Annotated in this window: 17 protein-coding genes; 9 read left to right on the top strand and 8 right to left on the bottom strand. The window is 73.2% G+C overall.

The features are described from left to right. Positions 1 to 10 precede the first annotated feature (10 nt). Positions 11 to 1,195: a 5-(carboxyamino)imidazole ribonucleotide synthase gene (locus DEI81_RS05620; protein WP_258368520.1), complete on the bottom strand. Its 1,185-nt coding sequence runs from the start codon at positions 1,193 to 1,195 to the stop codon at positions 11 to 13. A gap of 62 nt (positions 1,196 to 1,257) precedes the next feature. On the opposite strand from DEI81_RS05620, the gene DEI81_RS05615 reads away from it, so the two are divergent. Continuing rightward, a complete protein-coding gene (locus tag DEI81_RS05615) occupies positions 1,258 to 1,737 on the top strand; it encodes a GtrA family protein (protein WP_111009529.1) in 480 nt (159 codons plus the stop codon). 82 nt (positions 1,738 to 1,819) lie between these two features. Continuing rightward, a complete protein-coding gene (locus DEI81_RS15950; RefSeq protein WP_146244021.1) occupies positions 1,820 to 2,557 on the top strand; it encodes a hypothetical protein in 738 nt (245 codons plus the stop codon). Positions 2,558 to 2,605: 48 nt separating this feature from the next. On the opposite strand, the gene DEI81_RS05605 is transcribed toward DEI81_RS15950, so the two are convergent. The 3 genes from DEI81_RS05605 to DEI81_RS05595 form a co-directional block, all read right to left on the bottom strand. Further along, a complete protein-coding gene (locus DEI81_RS05605) occupies positions 2,606 to 3,913 on the bottom strand; it encodes a UDP-glucose/GDP-mannose dehydrogenase family protein (protein WP_111009528.1) in 1,308 nt (435 codons plus the stop codon). A 111-nt stretch (positions 3,914 to 4,024) separates the two neighbouring features. Further along, a complete protein-coding gene (locus DEI81_RS05600; RefSeq protein ID WP_146244020.1) occupies positions 4,025 to 4,588 on the bottom strand; it encodes a PH domain-containing protein in 564 nt (187 codons plus the stop codon). A gap of 4 nt (positions 4,589 to 4,592) precedes the next feature. Continuing rightward, the gene (locus tag DEI81_RS05595; protein ID WP_111009526.1) at positions 4,593 to 5,384 is read right to left on the bottom strand and encodes a biotin--[acetyl-CoA-carboxylase] ligase; all 792 of its coding nucleotides are present in this window, start codon (positions 5,382 to 5,384) and stop codon (positions 4,593 to 4,595) included. A gap of 131 nt (positions 5,385 to 5,515) precedes the next feature. On the opposite strand from DEI81_RS05595, the gene DEI81_RS05590 reads away from it, so the two are divergent. Then, complete coding sequence (locus DEI81_RS05590; RefSeq protein ID WP_181434842.1) at positions 5,516 to 7,129, top strand: acyl-CoA carboxylase subunit beta; 1,614 nt, start codon at positions 5,516 to 5,518, stop codon at positions 7,127 to 7,129. Beyond that, positions 7,126 to 7,389, top strand: coding sequence for an acyl-CoA carboxylase epsilon subunit (locus tag DEI81_RS05585; protein WP_111009525.1), 264 nt, complete (start codon positions 7,126 to 7,128; stop codon positions 7,387 to 7,389). The genes DEI81_RS05590 and DEI81_RS05585 overlap by 4 nt, the downstream gene beginning before the upstream one ends. 292 nt (positions 7,390 to 7,681) lie before the next feature. Here the strand turns inward: DEI81_RS05585 and DEI81_RS05580 are convergent, their stop codons facing one another. From DEI81_RS05580 to DEI81_RS05565, 4 genes are all read right to left on the bottom strand, one after another. Beyond that, the gene (locus DEI81_RS05580) at positions 7,682 to 8,746 is read right to left on the bottom strand and encodes a hypothetical protein (protein ID WP_111009524.1); all 1,065 of its coding nucleotides are present in this window, start codon (positions 8,744 to 8,746) and stop codon (positions 7,682 to 7,684) included. Continuing rightward, a complete protein-coding gene (locus DEI81_RS05575; protein ID WP_111009523.1) occupies positions 8,743 to 10,017 on the bottom strand; it encodes an ATP-binding protein in 1,275 nt (424 codons plus the stop codon). Before DEI81_RS05575 ends, DEI81_RS05580 begins: the two co-directional genes overlap by 4 nt. Then, a complete protein-coding gene (locus DEI81_RS05570) occupies positions 10,007 to 10,687 on the bottom strand; it encodes a response regulator transcription factor (protein ID WP_258368518.1) in 681 nt (226 codons plus the stop codon). The genes DEI81_RS05575 and DEI81_RS05570 overlap by 11 nt, the downstream gene beginning before the upstream one ends. 144 nt (positions 10,688 to 10,831) lie before the next feature. Further along, on the bottom strand, positions 10,832 to 12,079 hold the full coding sequence (locus tag DEI81_RS05565) for a class I SAM-dependent RNA methyltransferase (protein WP_111009521.1): 1,248 nt from the start codon (positions 12,077 to 12,079) through the stop codon (positions 10,832 to 10,834). A gap of 14 nt (positions 12,080 to 12,093) precedes the next feature. Between DEI81_RS05565 and DEI81_RS05560 the strand changes: the two genes are divergently transcribed. From DEI81_RS05560 to DEI81_RS05540, 5 genes are all read left to right on the top strand, one after another. Next, positions 12,094 to 12,858, top strand: a complete 765-nt coding sequence (locus DEI81_RS05560) for a nucleoside triphosphate pyrophosphatase (RefSeq protein WP_111009520.1) — start codon at positions 12,094 to 12,096, stop codon at positions 12,856 to 12,858. 96 nt (positions 12,859 to 12,954) lie between these two features. Then, positions 12,955 to 14,724, top strand: a complete 1,770-nt coding sequence (locus tag DEI81_RS05555) for a biotin carboxylase N-terminal domain-containing protein (RefSeq protein WP_111009519.1) — start codon at positions 12,955 to 12,957, stop codon at positions 14,722 to 14,724. Positions 14,725 to 14,834: 110 nt separating this feature from the next. Beyond that, the gene (locus tag DEI81_RS05550; RefSeq protein WP_111009518.1) at positions 14,835 to 15,671 is read left to right on the top strand and encodes a purine-nucleoside phosphorylase; all 837 of its coding nucleotides are present in this window, start codon (positions 14,835 to 14,837) and stop codon (positions 15,669 to 15,671) included. Next, a complete protein-coding gene (locus tag DEI81_RS05545; protein ID WP_375334760.1) occupies positions 15,668 to 17,413 on the top strand; it encodes a phospho-sugar mutase in 1,746 nt (581 codons plus the stop codon). The genes DEI81_RS05550 and DEI81_RS05545 overlap by 4 nt, the downstream gene beginning before the upstream one ends. Positions 17,414 to 17,482: 69 nt before the next feature. After that, entirely contained in the window at positions 17,483 to 18,400 is a 918-nt protein-coding gene (locus tag DEI81_RS05540) for a hypothetical protein (RefSeq protein WP_111009517.1), read from the top strand. Positions 18,401 to 18,447 lie beyond the last annotated feature (47 nt).

Below are 18,447 nucleotides of genomic sequence, written 5' to 3'. Positions count from 1 at the left end.
CGGCCGCCCGTCAGTCGTCGAAGTGCGCTGCGGCCGCCCGGGCACGGAACACGACGTCGTCGACGTCGTCGCCCGTGACCGTGACGTGGCCGATCTTCCGCCCGGGGCGCGGCGCCTTGCCGTAGAAGTGGTACTTCGCCTCGGGGAACTCGGCGAGTGCGGCGGGGTAGCGCGACGCGAGGTCGCCGTCGGCCGGGCCGCCGAGCACGTTCACCATGGCCGCGGTGGGCGCGTGCATGCCCGGCGCTCCGAGCGGCAGGTCGAGGACCGCGCGAAGGTGCTGCTCGAACTGGCTCGTCGTGGCGCCGTCGATGGACCAGTGCCCGGTGTTGTGCGGCCGCATCGCGAGTTCGTTGATGAGGATCCGCTCATCGTCGGTCTCGAACAGCTCGACCGCGAGCACGCCCGTGACGTCGAGCTCCTCGGCGATGCGGACGGCGATGTCCTCGGTCGTGTCCGCGATCCGCCCCGCGCTGCCCGGCGCCGGCGCGATGACCTCGGCGCACACGCCGTTGCGCTGGACGGTCTCGACGAGGGGCCACGGGACGACCTCGCCCGAGGGACGCCGCGCCACGGACTGCGCCAACTCCCGCGTGAAGGCGACGAGCTCCTCGACGAGCAACGCGTCACCCGAGGCGGTCTCGGCCAGGGCGGTGAACCAGTCGTCGGCCTGGTCGGACGCCGTCACGACGCGGACGCCCTTGCCGTCGTACCCGCCACGGGCGGTCTTGACGACCGCGCGGCCGCCGTGGGCGTCGAGGAAGGCGCCGAGTTCGGCCGCGTCGTGCACGGCGGCCCAGTCCGGCACGGGCAACCCGAGCGACGACAGCCGCGTGCGCATGACGATCTTGTCCTGCGCCACGGCGAGGGCGGCGGGGCCGGGACGCACGGCCACGCCGGCGTCGACGAGGGCGGCCAGCACGTCCTGGGGCACGTGCTCGTGGTCGAACGTCACGACGTCGACCTCGCGCGCGAAGGCGAGCACGGTCGCGGCGTCGTGGTAGTCACCCGTGGCCGTCGCGGCGATCGAGGCCGCCATGCCCAGCTGCTCCGCGAGCACCCGGATGTCGAGGCCGAGTTCCACGGCCGGCGGCACCATCATCCGGGCCAGCTGTCCGCCACCGATCACGCCGACGCGCAACGCCATGTCCGTGTGTTCCCTCCACGACGACCGGGACCGATCCCAGCCCGTCATCTATACTCGCGGCGGCCGTTCTCGCATCCGCCGGCCACAACTCTACGGAACCGGGAGGGCCCGTGCGGCGTCTCTTCGCACAGCTCGCGCGCTTCGGCATCGTCGGAGCAGTCGGGTTCGTGGTCGACACCGGCCTGTTCAACCTCCTCCGCCTCACCGTCCTCGCCCCCGAGCACGTGCACGCCGGTCCCTTCTTCGCCAAGCTCATCTCGACCACGGTGGCGATCCTCGTGAACTGGGTCGGGAACCGCTACTGGACGTTCCGACACCAGCGCCGTTCCGTGGCCGTGCGTGAGGGCATCGAGTTCGTCGTCGTGTCACTCGGCGGCATGCTCATCTCCCTCGGGTGCCTCTGGATCTCGCACTACGTCCTCGGCTACCACTCCGCGCTCGCGGACAACATCTCGTCGAACGTGATCGGCCTCGTGCTCGGTACTGCCTTCCGGTTCTGGCTGTACAAGGTGTGGGTGTACCACCCGGACCGCACCCTGGACACGCAGGACCGCAGCGTCCCCGCGGTCGCAGCCGACACAACGCCCTGACCGCGAGCCGTCGTCGGCGCGTTCCACGACCCTCCCGGCCGTTGCGGGGTGGGGCGGGGGCCCACCTGCCAGGATCGGGTCCATGCCAGGTTCTCGCCGTCGGGGCGGTCTCGTCCCGCTGCCCGTCGTCGTGTCACTCGGGGTCGGCGTGGCCCTCGCCCTCACGGGGTGCAGCGGCGGCGGCGACCCGACACCGACACGGACCGCGCACGGCGCGAGCGCGACGCCCCACCCGACCGGCGACGCCACCACCGCGACGGGTGCGACGGCGGGTGCTGCCCCGATCAGCAGCGGCGTGCCATCGGGACCGGCGTCAGCCGACCCGGGAGCGACCGCGGGTGCCGGCGGGTCCGGCTCCGGCGGGTCGTCGTCCTCGGGCGGGGCCGACACCGGGACGACAGCGCCGGTCGACGTCGCCGGGATCGCCGCGCAGGGCGTCACGGCCGCCGGTGGTGGCACCGTCATCGCGTTCTCGAAGTCCGGTGCCGACGGGTGGACCGTGCTCGTCGTGGGGACCGGCGGGGCCGAGACGCAGTCGGTCGTCTCGGGGACGACGGAACGGGTGATCAGCGGCCCCTTCCCGAAGCAGGTGGACGCCGCGACGCAGGCCGCGGACGCCGCCGCGGCGACGGCGGCACACGTCGACGTCGCCCACGCCGCCACGACGGCGACCGCCGCGGTCGACGGCGGCAGGGTGACGTCCCTCCGCCTCGGCGCCGCCGGATCGTCGCACCGGTGGACCGTGCTCGTCAGTGCCGGCGGCACCACCCACACGGTCGTCGTCGACGCGACGACCGGCAGCGTCGTCTCGACGGCCTGACGGACGGGCGGGCGCGGACCGGGCGGCCGGTGGAGCGTCGGACTCCCGTCAGCGCCCCATGCCGCGGTACGTGAACCCCGCCTGCCGCCAGGCCTGCGGATCGAGGCAGTTGCGGCCGTCGACGATCGCCTTGGCCGCCACGAGGGCACCGACCGCGGCCGGCTCGAGGTCCCGGAACTCCTGCCACTCGGTCAGCACGAGGACGACGTCGGCACCGCCGAGGGCCTCCGCGGCGCTCTCGGCGTAGGTGAGTTCGGGATGGACGCGCTGCGAGGTGTGGACGGCCTCGGGGTCGTAGGCCACGACCACGGCCCCCGCCGTCCGCAGCCGTGCCGCGATGTCGAGCGCCGGGGAGTCGCGCACGTCGTCCGAGTCGGGCTTGAACGCCAGACCGAGCACCGCGACGCGGCGGCCCTGGACGTCACCGCCGAGGAGCTCCGTCGCGACGTCCACGAGGCGGTCGCGACGCCGCAGGTTCACGGCGTCGACGTCCTCGAGGAAGTCGAGCGTGTGCGGCAGGCCGAGTTCGATCGACCGGGCACGGAAGGCACGGATGTCCTTCGGCAGGCACCCGCCCCCGAACCCGAGGCCCGCGTTGAGGAACCGCCGGCCGATGCGGGCGTCGAGCCCGATGGCGTCGGCGAGGGCGGTGACGTCGGCGCCGGTGACCTCGGCGATCTCGGCCATCGCGTTGATGAACGAGATCTTCGTCGCGAGGAACGCGTTCGCGCTCACCTTCACGAGTTCGGCCGTCGCGCGGTCGACCACGAGTCGGGGCGTCCCCGCGGCGAGGGCCGCGGCGTAGACGTCGTCGAGCACCTCGACCGCGCGCTCACCCTCGACCCCGTCCGGCACGCCGTACACGATCCGGTCCGGGCTGATGGTGTCCTGCACGGCGAAGCCCTCGCGCAGGAACTCGGGGTTCCAGACGAGCGTCGCGTCGGGTTCGGCCGCGGCGAGGTCGTCCGCCAGGCGCGCCGCCGTGCCGACGGGCACGGTCGACTTGCCGACGACGAGCTGTCCGGCACCGACGTGCGGCAGCAGTGCGGCCACCGCCGCGTCGACGTACCGGAGGTCGGCCGCGCCGTCGGCACCCTGCGGGGTCCCCACGGCGAGGAAGTGCACCTCGGACCCCGCGACGTCCGCGATCTCCGTCGTGAACCGGATGCGGCCGGTCGCGAGGGCCTCGCTGAGGATCTCGGGGAGTCCCGGCTCGAAGAACGGTGCCTCACCGCGGGACAGCGCCGCGATCTTGACGGGATCGACGTCGACGCCGACGACCTCGTGTCCGAGCTTGGCCATGGAGACGGCGTGGACGGCACCGAGGTACCCACAGCCGATCACTGAGATGCGCACCCGACGAACTTACCGGAGCGTGCCGACGCCGAGCGGCCGGACGCACCGGGGCCTCACCCGGCGCCCCACCCCCGGTCTCCCCGTGGGCCCGGACCCCGGATCACCGGCGCGTCATGACCGAACGCCTCCCGGTCCGACGTCGTCGGGCCCGGGGCCGCGGAGGATCTCCTCCCACGTCGGACCGGTGCCGTGCGCGGCGGGCGGCGGTGCGGCACGGCCGGCGAGCTCCTGCACGGCGGCCGCCACGAGCGCGACGCCCGGCACGTCCCAGAACAGCACCGGACGGTCCGACGCCCCCTGCACGACCACGTCCCCGGATCCGCAGAGCCGCTGCCCGATCGAGCGGTGCACGGACACGACGAGCGCTGGCGTCAGCACCACCTCGGTGCGGTGCCGCATGAGGACCCCCTCGTGCGCGACGAGTCGGTGCGTGGTGACGACGAACCGCGTCGACAACCAGCGGAGGAACGGCACGAGCGCCCCGAGCACGAGCACCACGAGCGCCGCCACCGACACGACGAGGTCGACCCACGCCCACTGCGCGTGGAACACGCCGTGACCGTAGCCGTAGCCCGCGGCCGCGACGAGGAGCGCGACGACGGGCCGGACCAACTGGCGCCCGGAGGGCCGGATCCGGGCGACGACGCGCTCGCTGGGTCCGTCCTCGTCGGGCATGGCGTCATGCATACCGCAGGTGCGTCACATCGCCCACGGCGATCGCCGTGACGGCACCGGATGCACGGCCTGCTCCCGGCGTGGACGCAGTGCCGGGCCCCTCGACGACCAGACGCCCCTCGTCGTCGAGGTCCCTCGCGGTCCCCTCGAGCACGGACCCGTCCGGGAGCTCGACGCGCACCTCGCGTCCGATGGTTCCGCACGCCGCACGGACCCGGGCGCGCACGGCGGGCAGGTCCGCGGACAGACCGGACACGGCCTCCCGGAACCGCGTCCAGAAGCCGGCCAGCACGACGTCGGCGAGGTCGTCGGCGCCCCCACGCGCACCGGCGAGCGCGAGCGACGTCGCGACGGGTGTGGGCAGGTCGTCCTCGGTCAGGGTGAGGTTCACGCCCGCGCCCACGACGACGGACCCGTCCGCGGCGACCTGGGCGAGGATCCCGCACAGCTTCCGGTCGTCGACGAGCACGTCGTTCGGCCACTTCACGGCGACCGCGGTCGCCGTGACGAGCGGCGCGACCGCGTCCCGCATCGCCACGCCGGCCACGAGCGGCAGCCAGCCCCGCGCCACCGGGTCGAGGTCCGCGCGGACGAGCACGCTGACCGCGAGCGTGCGACCGGGCGGCGCCGTCCACACGCGGTCGAGCCGCCCGCGCCCGGCCGTCTGGTCGAGTGTGGCCAGCGCGGCGAGGTGATCGGTCGCCGGGGCGGTGGCGAGGAGATCCGCGTTCGTCGACCCCGTCGACGCGACGATCGTGAGCGGCACCCCGGCGGCACGGGATCGTTCGAACGACATGCGAGCCAATGTACGGGTCGCGCGCCCGCCGGGAGCACGTCCACCGGTTGCATGACACCGTGCACTCCGACCCCCAGGAACCGTGGGGACCCTCCAACGGACGGCGCTCGACCGGCCGGTAGGGTGATCGGGTGAGCACCCCCGAGTCCCCCAACGGCGTGGACGCGCCGGACCTGTCGACCACCGCCGGGCGCCTCGCCGACCTCCGGGTGCGGTACCACGAGGCCGTGACCGCCGCAGGCGAGGCCGCGATCGCGAAGCAGCACGCCAAGGGCAAGATGACCGCCCGCGAGCGCATCGCGGCGCTCCTCGACGAGGGCTCGTTCGTCGAGCTCGACGAGTTCGTGCGGCACCGCACCTCCGCCTTCGGCATGGATGCCAAGCGCCCCTACGGCGACGCGGTCGTCACGGGTACGGGCACGATCCACGGCCGGCAGGTCGCCGTGTACGCGCAGGACTTCACGGTCTTCGGCGGATCACTCGGCGAGGTCGCGGGCGAGAAGATCGTCAAGGTCATGGACCTGGCGCTCAAGACGGGTGTCCCGATCATCGGGATCCTCGACTCCGGTGGCGCGCGCATCCAAGAGGGCGTCGTCGCACTCGGCAAGTACGGCGAGATCTTCCGCCGGAACACCGCCGCGTCCGGCGTCATCCCCCAGATCTCCATCGTCATGGGTCCGGCCGCGGGGGGCGCGGTGTACTCCCCCGCCCTCACGGACTTCGTGATCATGGTCGACAAGACGAGCCACATGTTCGTCACGGGACCGGACGTCATCAAGACCGTCACCGGCGAGGACGTCGGGTTCGAGGAACTCGGCGGCGCGCAGACCCACAACGCGGTGTCCGGGGTGTCGCACTACCTCGCCGAGGACGAACAGGACGCACTCGACTACGCCCGCTCGCTGGTCGGGTTCCTGCCGGACAACAACCTGTCCGACGCCCCGGCCTACGACACCGCGGTCGAGCTCGAGACCACCGACGCGGACCGGGAGCTCGACGTCGTCATCCCGGACTCGACGAACCAGCCGTACGACGTCATGACGGTCATCGACCACGTCGTCGACGACGGCGACTTCCTCGAGGTCCAGCCGCTCTTCGCACCGAACATCGTCATCGGGTTCGGTCGCGTCGAGGGACGCACGGTCGGCGTGATCGCGAACCAGCCGCAGGCGATGGCGGGGACCCTGAACATCGACGCCGGCGAGAAGGCGGCCCGCTTCGTCCGGTTCTGCGACGCGTTCTCCATCCCGATCCTCACGCTCGTGGACGTCCCGGGGTACCTGCCGGGCACCGACCAGGAGTGGACGGGCGTGATCCGGCGCGGCGCGAAGCTCCTGTACGCCTACGCCGAGGCCACGGTGCCGCTCGTCACGGTCATCACGCGCAAGGCGTACGGCGGGGCCTACATCGTCATGGGCTCCAAGCAGCTCGGCGCCGACATCAACCTGGCATGGCCGACGGCCGAGATCGCCGTGATGGGCGGCCAGGGCGCCGTCAACATCCTCTACCGGAGCGACATCAAGCGCGCCGAGGAGGCCGGCGAGGACGTCGCCGCGGTCCGGGCGCAGCTCGCCAACGAGTACACGTACAACGTGGCGAGCCCCTACCTGGCCGCCGAGCGCGGCGAGCTCGACGGGATCATCCAGCCGCACGCGACGCGGGTCGCCGTGGTCAAGGCCCTGCGCGCCCTCCGCGGCAAGCGTGCGGCCCTCCCGCCCAAGAAGCACGGGAACATCCCGCTGTGAGCGCCGACGCGAGCGCGTCGGACCGGCCGGGAGGCCCGGGGAGCGCCGACGGGATCGACCTCTCGGTGGTCGCGGGGTCGCCGACACCCGAGGACATCGCGGCCGTCACGGCCGTGCTCCGCGCTGCCGCCGACGCCGCAGCGGCGCGCGGCCGCACCGTGGTGTCGGTCGACCCCCGCGCCGGGTGGGAGGCCGCCAGCCGCTCTCCGCGGACGATGCCGTCGGGTGCCGCCAGCACCTGGTCCCGCTCGCTCCGCTGATCCCGGGCACCGCCGCGGCCACGCCGCGACATTCCGGGGTACGACATCCAGGAATGTCCCCCGAAATGACGACTGTCGCGGGACCGCGGCCGTGTCATCATCGAAGTGTTCGATGTGCCTCTTCGAGGAACATCGCCGAGTGACGACCGATTCGGGTTCGGCGTCGCTCCCGTCGAGTCAGAGCGACATTCGGGTTGTCGCTCTGACTCGTTCCCTTCGACGAGCGGGCTGGTGGACCACCGGCCCGCTTCGTCGTTCCACGAGGCGCGTGAGCGTCGCGGGACGCCGTCCCTCAGCCGGCCGGGCGCGGGTCGAGGTGCCGTGGGATCTCGAGCCACAGCACGACGGAGTCGTCCTCGTCGCCGTCCTCGTCGTCGAGACCGGCTCCGAGCGCCGCGGACTCGCTCGCGTCGCCGTCCAGGCGGAGTCCGACGACCGTGACGGCGGTGTCCGATCCCCCGGGAACGGTGCGGATCACCACGGTGTCGGCACCCGCGGCAGCCCGGAGGCCCCGCGCCAGCTCCGCGTGGACGCGCGCGCGGTCCTCGTCCTCGAGTTCGTCGAGACCACCCTCGTCGAGGAGCTGGACGGTGGCACCGGCGCGCCGCAGCGCCATGACCTCGTGCCGGACCTCGTCCGAGAGCAGGCTCCGCCCCCGGATCTCGTCGCGGATGGCACCCTCGAGGTTGATGGACTCGAGTCGCTCCTCGGCGGACAGGTCCCCGCAGGTGGCGATGATCCGCTGGAGCATCGGCAGCGCCATGCGGGTCGTCTGCTCGAGCCGGAACTGCCGCTCGTGCACGTGGGCGTCCTGTGCCGCCTGCCAGTCGACGGTCTCCTGCTCGGCCCGGACGAAGTCGCGGAGCACGCGGGTCGCACCGTTCATCGCGGCGACGAACGCCGACGCGATGGCCACCCACGACAGGCTCCCGATCACCCCGAGCGACGCCAGCCCGCCGGGTCCCGCCCACAGCACCGAGTGGAGCGCGAGGAACCCGACGCCGATCCACGCGAACGCCGTGCGCTGGCGGACGACGAGGATGACCATGAGCGTCCCGACGGCCGCGACGTACCAGGTCGCGTACCCGGTGCCGACCGAGGCCGGGGGGACCTCCGGCGCGATGACGAGCGGCATCACGACCGACGTGGCGAGCGCGAAGCAGGCCGACCACACCGGGAGCGTGCCGTCCGTCGTGACGAGGGCGGCAGCGGTGGCGGCGACGTAGAGGACCATGCACGCGATGACCGGCTGGACGTCCCGGACCTCGGACAAGGACGTCACGGCGAGCACCAGGTGGTACAGCGAGAAGATCGCGGCGAGCGCGGTGGCGACGCCGGCGGGGAGGGAGGCCCTCATCGTCCACCCCGCGACGGAGCCGCCTCGACCGGGACGGACGCGGGCGCAGCCGCGGGCGCCCAGGTGAGCACGACGCGGGTGCCGCGACCGGGCGCGCTGACGAGCCGCGCCTCCCCGCCGGCGACCCCGACGCGCTCGATGATGGACCGACGCACGCCGAGCCGCTCGGCCGGCACGGCCCCCGGATCGAACCCGGCGCCGTCATCGCCGATCTCGATGCGCACGCCGGCGGCGCCGATCCCGATGAGCGTGACCCACCGACGGACGGCGTCGTCGCCCGCGTGTTGCACGCTGTTCACCGCGGCCTGCAGGGTCGCGGCGGCGAGGGCCTCGGCGACCGACGCCGGCAGATCGCGGTCGTCGACGTCCTGGGAGCGGACGTCCACGGGGGCGGCGAGCGCCCCGACGGTCTCCACCACGCGGGACCGGACCGCGGAGAACGGCACCGGCGGCACCACGGCGGGGCCGCCCCGCGCGGCCGCCGCGTCGAGGTGGGCGATCGCGTTCCGCGCCATCGTCGCCGCGAGGGTCTTCGCCTCGGGGGTGTCGGCGCGCGCCGCCGAGAGCAGGGTGGTGAGCACGCTGTCGTGCACGATGGCGTCCACCTGCACCCGCTCGAGCTCGATGGCGTGTTCGCGCATGGCACGGGCGTAGCGCTGCACCGCGGTCGCCTGCGCGGCGTCGACGGCGGCGGCGGCACGGCGGATCACGACGATGAGCACGAGGGCCGCGCCCCCGAGGATGATGACGTACACGCCGTCGAGCACGGCGCGGGGCAGCGAGACGGCGCCACCCGATGGGGTCATCCGGACGACGACGTAGGCGACGGGCACGAGGACGTTGTAGACGGCTGCGATCTGCCACGTGCGGAACGCGATGGCAGCTGCGATCGTCGCGACGTTGCACAACCACCAGAGCCAGGGCACCTGCGCCTGCGGGAGGCTCCCCGGCACCGTCAACGGCCAGGTGACGAGCGCGACGAGGAACACGACCGCGACGACGATCTGCGCGGTCCGCGCGAGCCGGCGGACGACGGCCGTCGCCCCGACGAACACGATCGAGGCGCAGACGACGAGCGCCACGACGAGTCCCCACACGGGGTCGAGCGACGGGAGCTGCTGGAGCACCGGCGGGACGGTGACCGCGCCGAACCCGAGGGCCGCCGCGGCGAGCATGACCGCGATGGCCCGCTCGAGGGTGGTCGCGGTGATGGCCGGCCGGATGCTCCGGCTCGGGTCCGCCGCGACCGGCGGTGCGGCGTCAGCGACCATCGCCGTCCGCGTCGAGTCCCGGCAGGATGCCGTCCTCGACCGCACGGCGCAGCAGATCGACCTTGGTGGGGGCCGGGCGTCCGACCTCGACGTACTTCACGCGGATGCGGTCCAGGTACTCGCGCGCGGTGGAGTAGCCGATGCCGAGCTGCTGGGCGGCGAGCTTGAGCGGCAGCCCGGACGCGTACAGGTGCAGGATCTCGCGTTCGCGACGCCCGAGCTGGGCCTTGGCGAAGTCGCGGTCGGCGTCGATGGCGCTCGCCCACTCGAGGTTGTTGAGGACGTCCCCGCGGGCGACGGTCGCGACCGCGGCCATGACGGTCTTCGTCGCGGAGGACTTCGGGATGACCCCGGCGGCACCGGCGGCGAGGGCCTCTCGGACACTCGCGACGCGGTCGGCGATGCTGTGCACGAGGACGGCGGCCCCCGTGCCCTGGACGTGCTTGACGTTCTCGGTCACGGTCGAGCCGTCGCCGAGGGACAGGTCGAGCACGACGACGTCGACCTCGCGCCCGGCGAGGGCCTCGACGTACTCCGGGACGCTCGCGGCGGTGAGCACGACCTCGTAGCCCTCGGCCTGGCACGCGGCCTGGATGCCGAGCCGGACGGACTCGTGGTCGTCGACGATCGCGACCCGGACCGGCCTGGTCGTCGTGCTCGTGTGGTCCACGCTGGTGGACGTCGTTCCTGATGCCACGGTCGCCTCGCTTCCGGCGTGCGGCCCCTGTTCCGCTCGCCGTCACCATCGTACTCAGGCCGCCACCAGCATCGGGCTCGGTTCCGGTCCGCGGTTCGGGGGACGGCGAGGACGGGGTCAGACCTCGGGGACGAGCCGCGCCACGGCCTCGACGTGGTGCGTGTGCGGGAACAGGTCGTGCCCGCGGACGTCGTCCAGCCGGTACCCGAGCTCGGCGAACGTGGCGACGTCGCGCGCCAGCGCGACGGGGTCGCACGCGACGTACACGACCTGGGCGGGCGCGAGCGCGACGACGGACTCGACCACGTCCCTCCCGGCCCCGGCCCGCGGCGGGTCGAGCACGACGGTGCCGGCGGCCAACCGGTCCCGCTCGGTCCGCCCGACGGTGTCCAGCGTGCGCCGCAGCCACCGGTCGACGCGCCCCGTCTCGGCACGCGCTCCGACCCATTCGGCGAGGTTCTCCTGGGCGTGCTCGGTCGCGGCCGCGGCGCTCTCGACGCTCGTGACGCGGTATCCACCTCCGACGAGGTCACCGAGCGCCGCCGCGAGCAGCCCGACGCCGCCGTACAGGTCGAGGTGGTGGCCCTGGGGGTCGAGCCGGTCCGGATCCACGGCGCGCCGGACGGCGTCGGTCAGGACCCGGGGTGCGGCACGGTGCACCTGCCAGAACCCCGTGTCGTCGACGGCGAACACCCGCTCGCCGACCCGTTCGTGCACGACGGTGGGTGCCTGCGCGTCGATGACGAGCCGACCCTCGCCCGACCCCTCCGACGGGGCCAGGACGTCGACCACGGCCGCGCCCGGCATGGTCCTCGCGCCGAGCGGTGCGGCCGCCGCGACGGCGGCCGCCGCGAGCGGCAGGTCGTGCACCGCGACGACGTGGTGCGAGCGCGCGGCGAAGGGGCCGGGCGTGCCGTCCTCGTCGACGTGCAGCCGGACGCGGGTGCGCCAGCCGAGACCGTCCGCGGCGTCGTCCCCGGGCGCGGCGACGACCTCGACGTCGGGCAGGTCGAGGTGCGCGAACCGCGCGAACGCCTCGACGAGGACCTGCTGCTTCAGGGCCCGCTGGTGCTCGAGTGCGATGTGTCCGAACTCCGCACCACCGGCCCGCTCGGCGGGATCGCGCTCGATCGCGGCGGCCTCCCAGACGTGCGGACGACGGTGCGGTGACGGCGCGAGCACCTCGACGGTGTCCGCGCGCCAGAACGACTTCTTCCGGTCCTCACCCACCCGGGCGACGACCCGCTCGCCCGGGATCGCGTCGGTCACGAACACGACGCGTCCCTCGTGCCGCGCCACCGTGATCCCGCCGTGCGCGATCCCGGTGACGTCGAGTTCGAGCAGCGTTCCGACCTGGTCACCCATGGAACGATGGTCGCATGCGCACCCGCCTGTACCTCGCGAGCACCTCCCCGGCACGGCGGGCCCTCCTGGCCCAGTCGGGGATCGAGCCCGTCCTCGTGGCGCCCGGCGTCGACGAGGAGTCCACCGCCGCCGCCGAGGCACAGCGCCTCGGTCGGGCGCTCACGGGCCCCGAGCTCGTGTCGCTGCTCGCCGTCGCGAAGGCCCGCGCCGTCGCGGACCGGTCGATCGCCGGCTCCCCCGTGGACGGTGTCGTCCTCGGAGGCGACTCCGCGTTCGAGGTCGACGGCCACCTGTACGGCAAACCCCACGACCCGGTCGTCGCGCGCGAGCGGTGGCGCGGGATGCTCGCGGCCGGCGGCGGCACGCTGTGGTCCGGCCACTGCGTCGTCGACCGCCGACGGGTCCGGCCGGGAGGCTCCGGTACGGCCGCGTCGACGACCGCCGACGACCACGCGACCGGTGCGCATGCGGGACTTGCGGGCCAGGCCGGTGCCGTTCCTCCCGGCATGCGGATCGAGGGTGACACCGTCGTGGCGGTGGACGGTGCGCGGCTCACCTTCGCCGACGACGTCGACCCCGACGAGGTGGCGGCGTACGTGGCGACCGGCGAGCCGCTCGAGGTCGCGGGCGCGTTCACGATCGACGGCGCCGCCGCCGCGTACATCACCCGGATCGACGGTGCCCCGAGCGCGGTCGTCGGACTGTCGCTGCCCATGCTGCGGTCGATGCTCCGCCACGGCTTCGGCATCGCCTGGCACGATCTGTGGGCCACCGCCTGACCCGGAGGGCGTTGTAGCAACCGCACGGCCGGACCACGCCTTCTTTGTGCATGCCGGTCAATGGGGGCACCCGGGGCGCGAATACGCTGAGTTCTCATGCCCCGTATCAGCAAGGTCCTCATCGCGAACCGTGGCGAGATCGCGGTCCGGATCATCCGAGCGGCACGTGACGCGGGCAAGGCCTCGGTCGCCGTCTACGCCGACCAGGACCGTGACGCCCTGCACGCCCGCCTCGCCGACGAGGCCTACGCGCTGAACGGGACGACGAGCGCCGACACCTACCTCGTCATCGACAAGATCGTCTCCGTCGCCCGACGCTCCGGTGCCGACGCCGTGCACCCCGGGTACGGGTTCCTCGCCGAGAACGCGGACTTCGCCCGCGCGGTGATCGACGCCGGACTCGTGTGGATCGGCCCGTCGCCCGAGGCCATCGAGCGGCTCGGCGACAAGGTGTCCGCCCGGCACGTGGCGGAGGCGGTCGGCGCGCCGCTCGCACCCGGCACCATCGAGCCGGTCCAGGACGTCTCCGAGGTCGTGGCCTTCGCGGACGAGGTCGGCCTGCCCGTCGCCATCAAGGCGGCGTTCGGCGGCGGCGGTCGTGGCCTCAAGGTCGCCCGGACCCGCGAGGAGATCCCCGAGCTGTTCGACTCCGCCACCCGCGAGGCCGTGGCGGCGTTCGGACGCGGCGAGTGCTTCGTCGAGAAGTACCTCGACGAACCGCGCCACGTCGAGACCCAGTGCCTGGCCGACGCCGAGGGCAACGTCGTCGTCGTGTCGACGCGTGACTGCTCGCTGCAGCGCCGCCACCAGAAGCTCGTCGAGGAGGCCCCGGCGCCGTACCTGACGCCGGAGCAGACCGAGCAGCTGTACACCTCTTCGAAGGCCATCCTGCGCGAGGTCGGCTACCTCGGCGCGGGCACCTGCGAGTTCCTGGTCGGTCGGGACGGCACCGTCTCGTTCCTCGAGGTGAACACGCGCCTGCAGGTCGAGCACACGGTGTCCGAGGAGGTCACCGGCATCGACCTGGTCCGCGAGCAGTTCCGCATCGCCGAGGGCGGCACGCTCGACTACCCGGACCCGGAGGCCCGTGGGCACTCGTTCGAGTTCCGCATCAACGGCGAGGACCCCGGCCGCAACTTCTTCCCCGCGCCCGGCCCGGTCCACGTGTTCCACGCCCCGTCCGGTCCCGGCGTCCGCGTCGACTCCGGCGTCGTCTCCGGCGACGTCGTCACCGGTGCGTTCGACTCGCTGCTCGCCAAGCTCGTCGTCACCGGAGCGTCGCGCGCCGAGGCGTTGGAGCGTTCGCGTCGTGCGCTGGCCGAGTTCGAGGTCACGGGCCTCCCGACCGTCCTGCCGTTCCACCGCGCCGTCGTGGAGGACCCGGCGTTCGCCACCGCCGACGACGCACCGTTCAGCGTGTACACCCGCTGGATCGAGACCGACTTCGTCAACGAGATCCCCGCGTGGTCGGGCGAGCCCGAGGCGCTCCCCGAGCCGCCGGCGCGCGAACGGGTCGTCGTCGAGGTCGCGGGCAAGCGGATCGAGGTCACGATGCCGAGCGTCGTCGGCGTCGCGGCGTCCCCCCGGCACCGGACCGCTCCCCCGAAGCGCCGCACCTCCACGGTCCGGGGCGGCGGCGCCGGTGGTCCGTCCGGCGCGAGCGTCACCTCGCCGATGCAGGCGACCGTCGTCAAGCTCGCCGTCGAGGAGGGCCAGGAGGTCGTCAAGGGCGATCTGCTCGTCGTGCTCGAGGCCATGAAGATGGAGCAGCCCGTGCAGGCGCACCGCGACGGCGTCGTGCGCGCCGTGAACGCGCCCGTCGGGCAGACCGTGTCCTCGGGACACGTGCTGCTCGAGCTCGCGTAGCGAGGCCCTTAGCGCGGCCCTGGTCCTCCACACGCCGGGAGGCGCGGCGCGGCTCCACACGCGGGGGCCGTCGACGAGCGCGCGGGCGAGGCGCATCTAGAGTTGTCGGCATGGCCACCACGACCAGCGAGAACCCCCTGAACGACCCCGCGGTCGACCCGTTCGAGGTCGCCCGTGACGCCGCCGCCGTGATCGCGGACCGCTCGGGCATCGAGCACCACGACATCGCCCTGACCCTCGGGAGCGGTTGGGCGAAGGCCGCGGACCTCCTCGGCGAGACCGTGTCCGAGGTCCCCGCCACCGAGGTCCCCGGGTTCAGCGCCTCCGCGGTCGTCGGACACACCGGGACGCTGCGATCCGTGCGGATGCCTGACGGGCGGCACGCGCTCGTCATCGGCGCTCGGACGCACTACTACGAAGGCCACGGCGTCCGCCGGGTCGTGCACAGCGTCCGCACCGCTGCCGCGACCGGCGCGTCGATCATGGTGCTCACGAACGGCGCGGGCGGCATCAAGGAGCACTGGAAGCCCGGCACGCCCGTCCTCATCAGCGACCACATCAACCTCACCGCGGACAGCCCGCTCGAGGGCGCGACCTTCGTCGACCTGACCGACCTGTACTCCGCACGGCTCCGCGCCGTCGCGAAGGAGATCGACCCGACGCTCGACGAGGGCGTGTACACGCAGTTCCGCGGGCCGCAGTACGAGACCTGGGCCGAGGTGCGGATGGCCCGGACGATCGGCGGTGACATCGTCGGCATGTCCACCGCGCTCGAGGCCATCGCCGCGCGGCAGGCCGGCATGGAGGTGCTCGGCTTCTCGCTCATCACGAACCTGGCTGCCGGGATCCAGAAGGAACCCCTCTCGCACGCCGAGGTCCTGCAAGCCGGCAAGGACGCCGAGCCCGTGATCGCCGACCTGCTCGCCCGGGTCGTGGCGGCACTGTGAGCGGCACGGTGTCCGGCGCGCACGACCCGGACGACGAGTCGACCCGCGCAGCCCTGCTCGATGCCGCGACGCGCTGGCTCGACCAGGACCCCGACGACGAGACCCGCGCCGAACTCGACGCGCTGCTCCGTGCTGCCCGCGACGACGACGACTGGGCGCCGCTCGCGGACCGTTTCGGGTCGCGCCTCGCGTTCGGCACGGCCGGCCTCCGGGGCGAGCTCGGCGCCGGACCGACCCGGATGAACCGCGTGCTCGTCACCCAGGCCGCGGCGGGACTCGGACGCTTCCTCATCGACTCCGGGCGCGTCCGCAGTGTCGTCATCGGCTACGACGGCCGCGTCAACTCCGACGTGTTCGCCCGCGACTCCGCCGAGGTCCTGGCGGGGCTCGGCATCGAGGTCACGCTGCTGTCCGAGGCCCTGCCGACGCCCGTGCTCGCGTTCGCCGTCCGACACCTCGACGTCGGCGCCGGGGTGATGGTGACCGCGAGCCACAACCCGCCGCGGGACAACGGCTACAAGGTGTACCTCGGCCAGGGCGACCACGGCTCCCAGATCGTCCCACCCGTCGACGCCGAGATCGCCCAGGCCATCGACGCCGTCGCCGCGGGCGACATCCGTGACCTCGCCCGCAGCGATGCCTACGCGATCCAGGGCACCGAGGTCGTCGACGCGTACGTCGCCGCCACCGCCGGTCTCGTCGACGCACCCGCCCTGCCGCCGCAGGAGCAGCCGCGCGTCGTCTACACGGCCATGCACGGCGTCGGCTGGGCCACCGCCCGCCAGGTGTTCGCGGCTGCCGGGTTCGCCGAGCCCGACGTCGTCCCCGAGCAGATCGAGCCCGACGGGGCATTCCCCACCGTGGCCTTCCCGAACCCGGAGGAGCCGGGGGCCATGGACCTGGCGCTGGCGCGCGGTGTCGAGCTCGACGCCGATCTCGTCGTCGCCAACGACCCGGACGCCGACCGCCTGGCGCTCGCGATCCCCGTTCCCGCCGACGACGGCTCCCGGTCCTTCCGGCGGCTCTCGGGCAACGAGGTCGGATGGCTGCTCGGCTGGCGTGCGGCGGAGCAGGCTGCTCAGGGTCGAGCTGGGCGGGCGACGGGTGACGCCGTGGACGAGGGCACCAGGCCGACCCTCGCCGCCAGCATCGTGAGCTCCCCCGCACTCCGGCACGTGGCGGAGCGGTACGGCCTGGACTACCGCGACACCCTGACCGGCTTCAAGTGGGTCTCCAGGGTCCCGGGCCTCGTCTTCGGGTACGAGGAAGCCCTCGGGTACCTCGTCGACCCGCAGGTCATCCGCGACAAGGACGGCATCTCGGCGGCGGTCGTGCTCCTGGGTCTGGCCACCGAACTCGCCGCTCACGGCCGTACCATCGCCGACCGGTTGCAGGAGTTCGCCGACACGTTCGGTGCCGCTGGCTCGGGGCAGGTGTCCGTCCGTGTCGACGACCTCGACCGCATCGGACAGGTGATGTCCGCGCTCCGGGAGACACCGCCGGCCGATCTCGACGGCATCGGTGTCCTCGAGGTCACGGACTTCCGCGACGGCGTGGAGGGTTTCCCGCCGTCCGACATCCTGCGCTGGGACCTCGACGGCGGCGCACGGGTGATCGTGCGGCCGAGCGGTACGGAGCCGAAGGTGAAGGTCTACATCGACACGGTGTCCTCCGAGGGCCCGGACGCCGCGGCGGTCCTCGTGCAGCGGATCGCGGACGCGGTGCGCCCCCTCGTCTCCTAGTCCCCCGGACTCTCCACAACCGACGGTCCGAGGGACGGTGCTGCACCGTGCTTCCTGCACCATGGCCGCATGCACGAGCTGTCCGTCATCGCGACCCCGTCCGACCCCGAGCTCGGCCGACAACTGCGACGAGCGACGGAGCGAGGTGCGCTGACACGCCTCGCTCCCGGTCGCTTCGTCCGGACCGACCACTGGGATGCCGCGAGCGCCGACGTGCGACACCGTGCTCGGATCCGCGCCGTCTTGCCGACCACGGCGCCGGGGAATGTGGTGTCTCACTCCTCAGCGGTCGCCGTGCACGGTCTCCCCTGGCTCGGTGCGTTCCCGTCGATCGTCACGGTCACCGATCCGAAGCGCGTCAACGGTCAACGGCGGAGCACGATCCGGAAGCTCGGCGGAGCGACGCGGTTCATCACGGTGACGCGCTGGCGTCGGTCCCTCGTCACGACCCCGGCTGCCACGGGCGTCGACATCGCACTCGCCGAGGATCGACGGCACGCCATCGTCGTCCTCGATGCGCTGCTGCGGTCGGGAGTCCGGCGGCCAGAACTCACGCGAGAACTCCGCATGCGTCCGGCGTCACGCGCCCGTCGCCGTGCTGCAGACCTGATCGCCCTCGCGAGCGGGGACAGCGGGTCCCCGGGCGAGAGCGTCACGCGCCTGCTCATGCACGATCTCGGTGCGCCGATGCCGGTCCTGCAAGCACCCTTCCACGACGCCGACGGTCTCATCGGACGTGTCGACTTCTGGTTCCCGACCAGTGGCGTCATCGTCGAGTTCGACGGCGCGGTGAAGTACCGGTCGCGAGCGATGCGGCACGGTCGCTCCAGCGAGCGCGTCGTGATGGACGAGAAGCGGCGCGAGGACCGGCTCCGGAGCGTTCCGGGCGTCCGGACGGTGCTCCGTCTCGTGTGGGCCGACATCCAACCCGGCGGCACAGCACCGGAGCAACTCGCTCGGGTCGGTCTCCTCGCGCACGTGGCATGAGCTGACTGAGGTCGAACCGGGCCGCAGCGGGTTGAGCCGCGCGATGG

This window comes from Curtobacterium sp. MCBD17_013, from assembly GCF_003234565.1.
Lineage (GTDB): Bacteria > Actinomycetota > Actinomycetes > Actinomycetales > Microbacteriaceae > Curtobacterium.
This window is presented reverse-complemented; position numbering and strand designations above follow the sequence as displayed.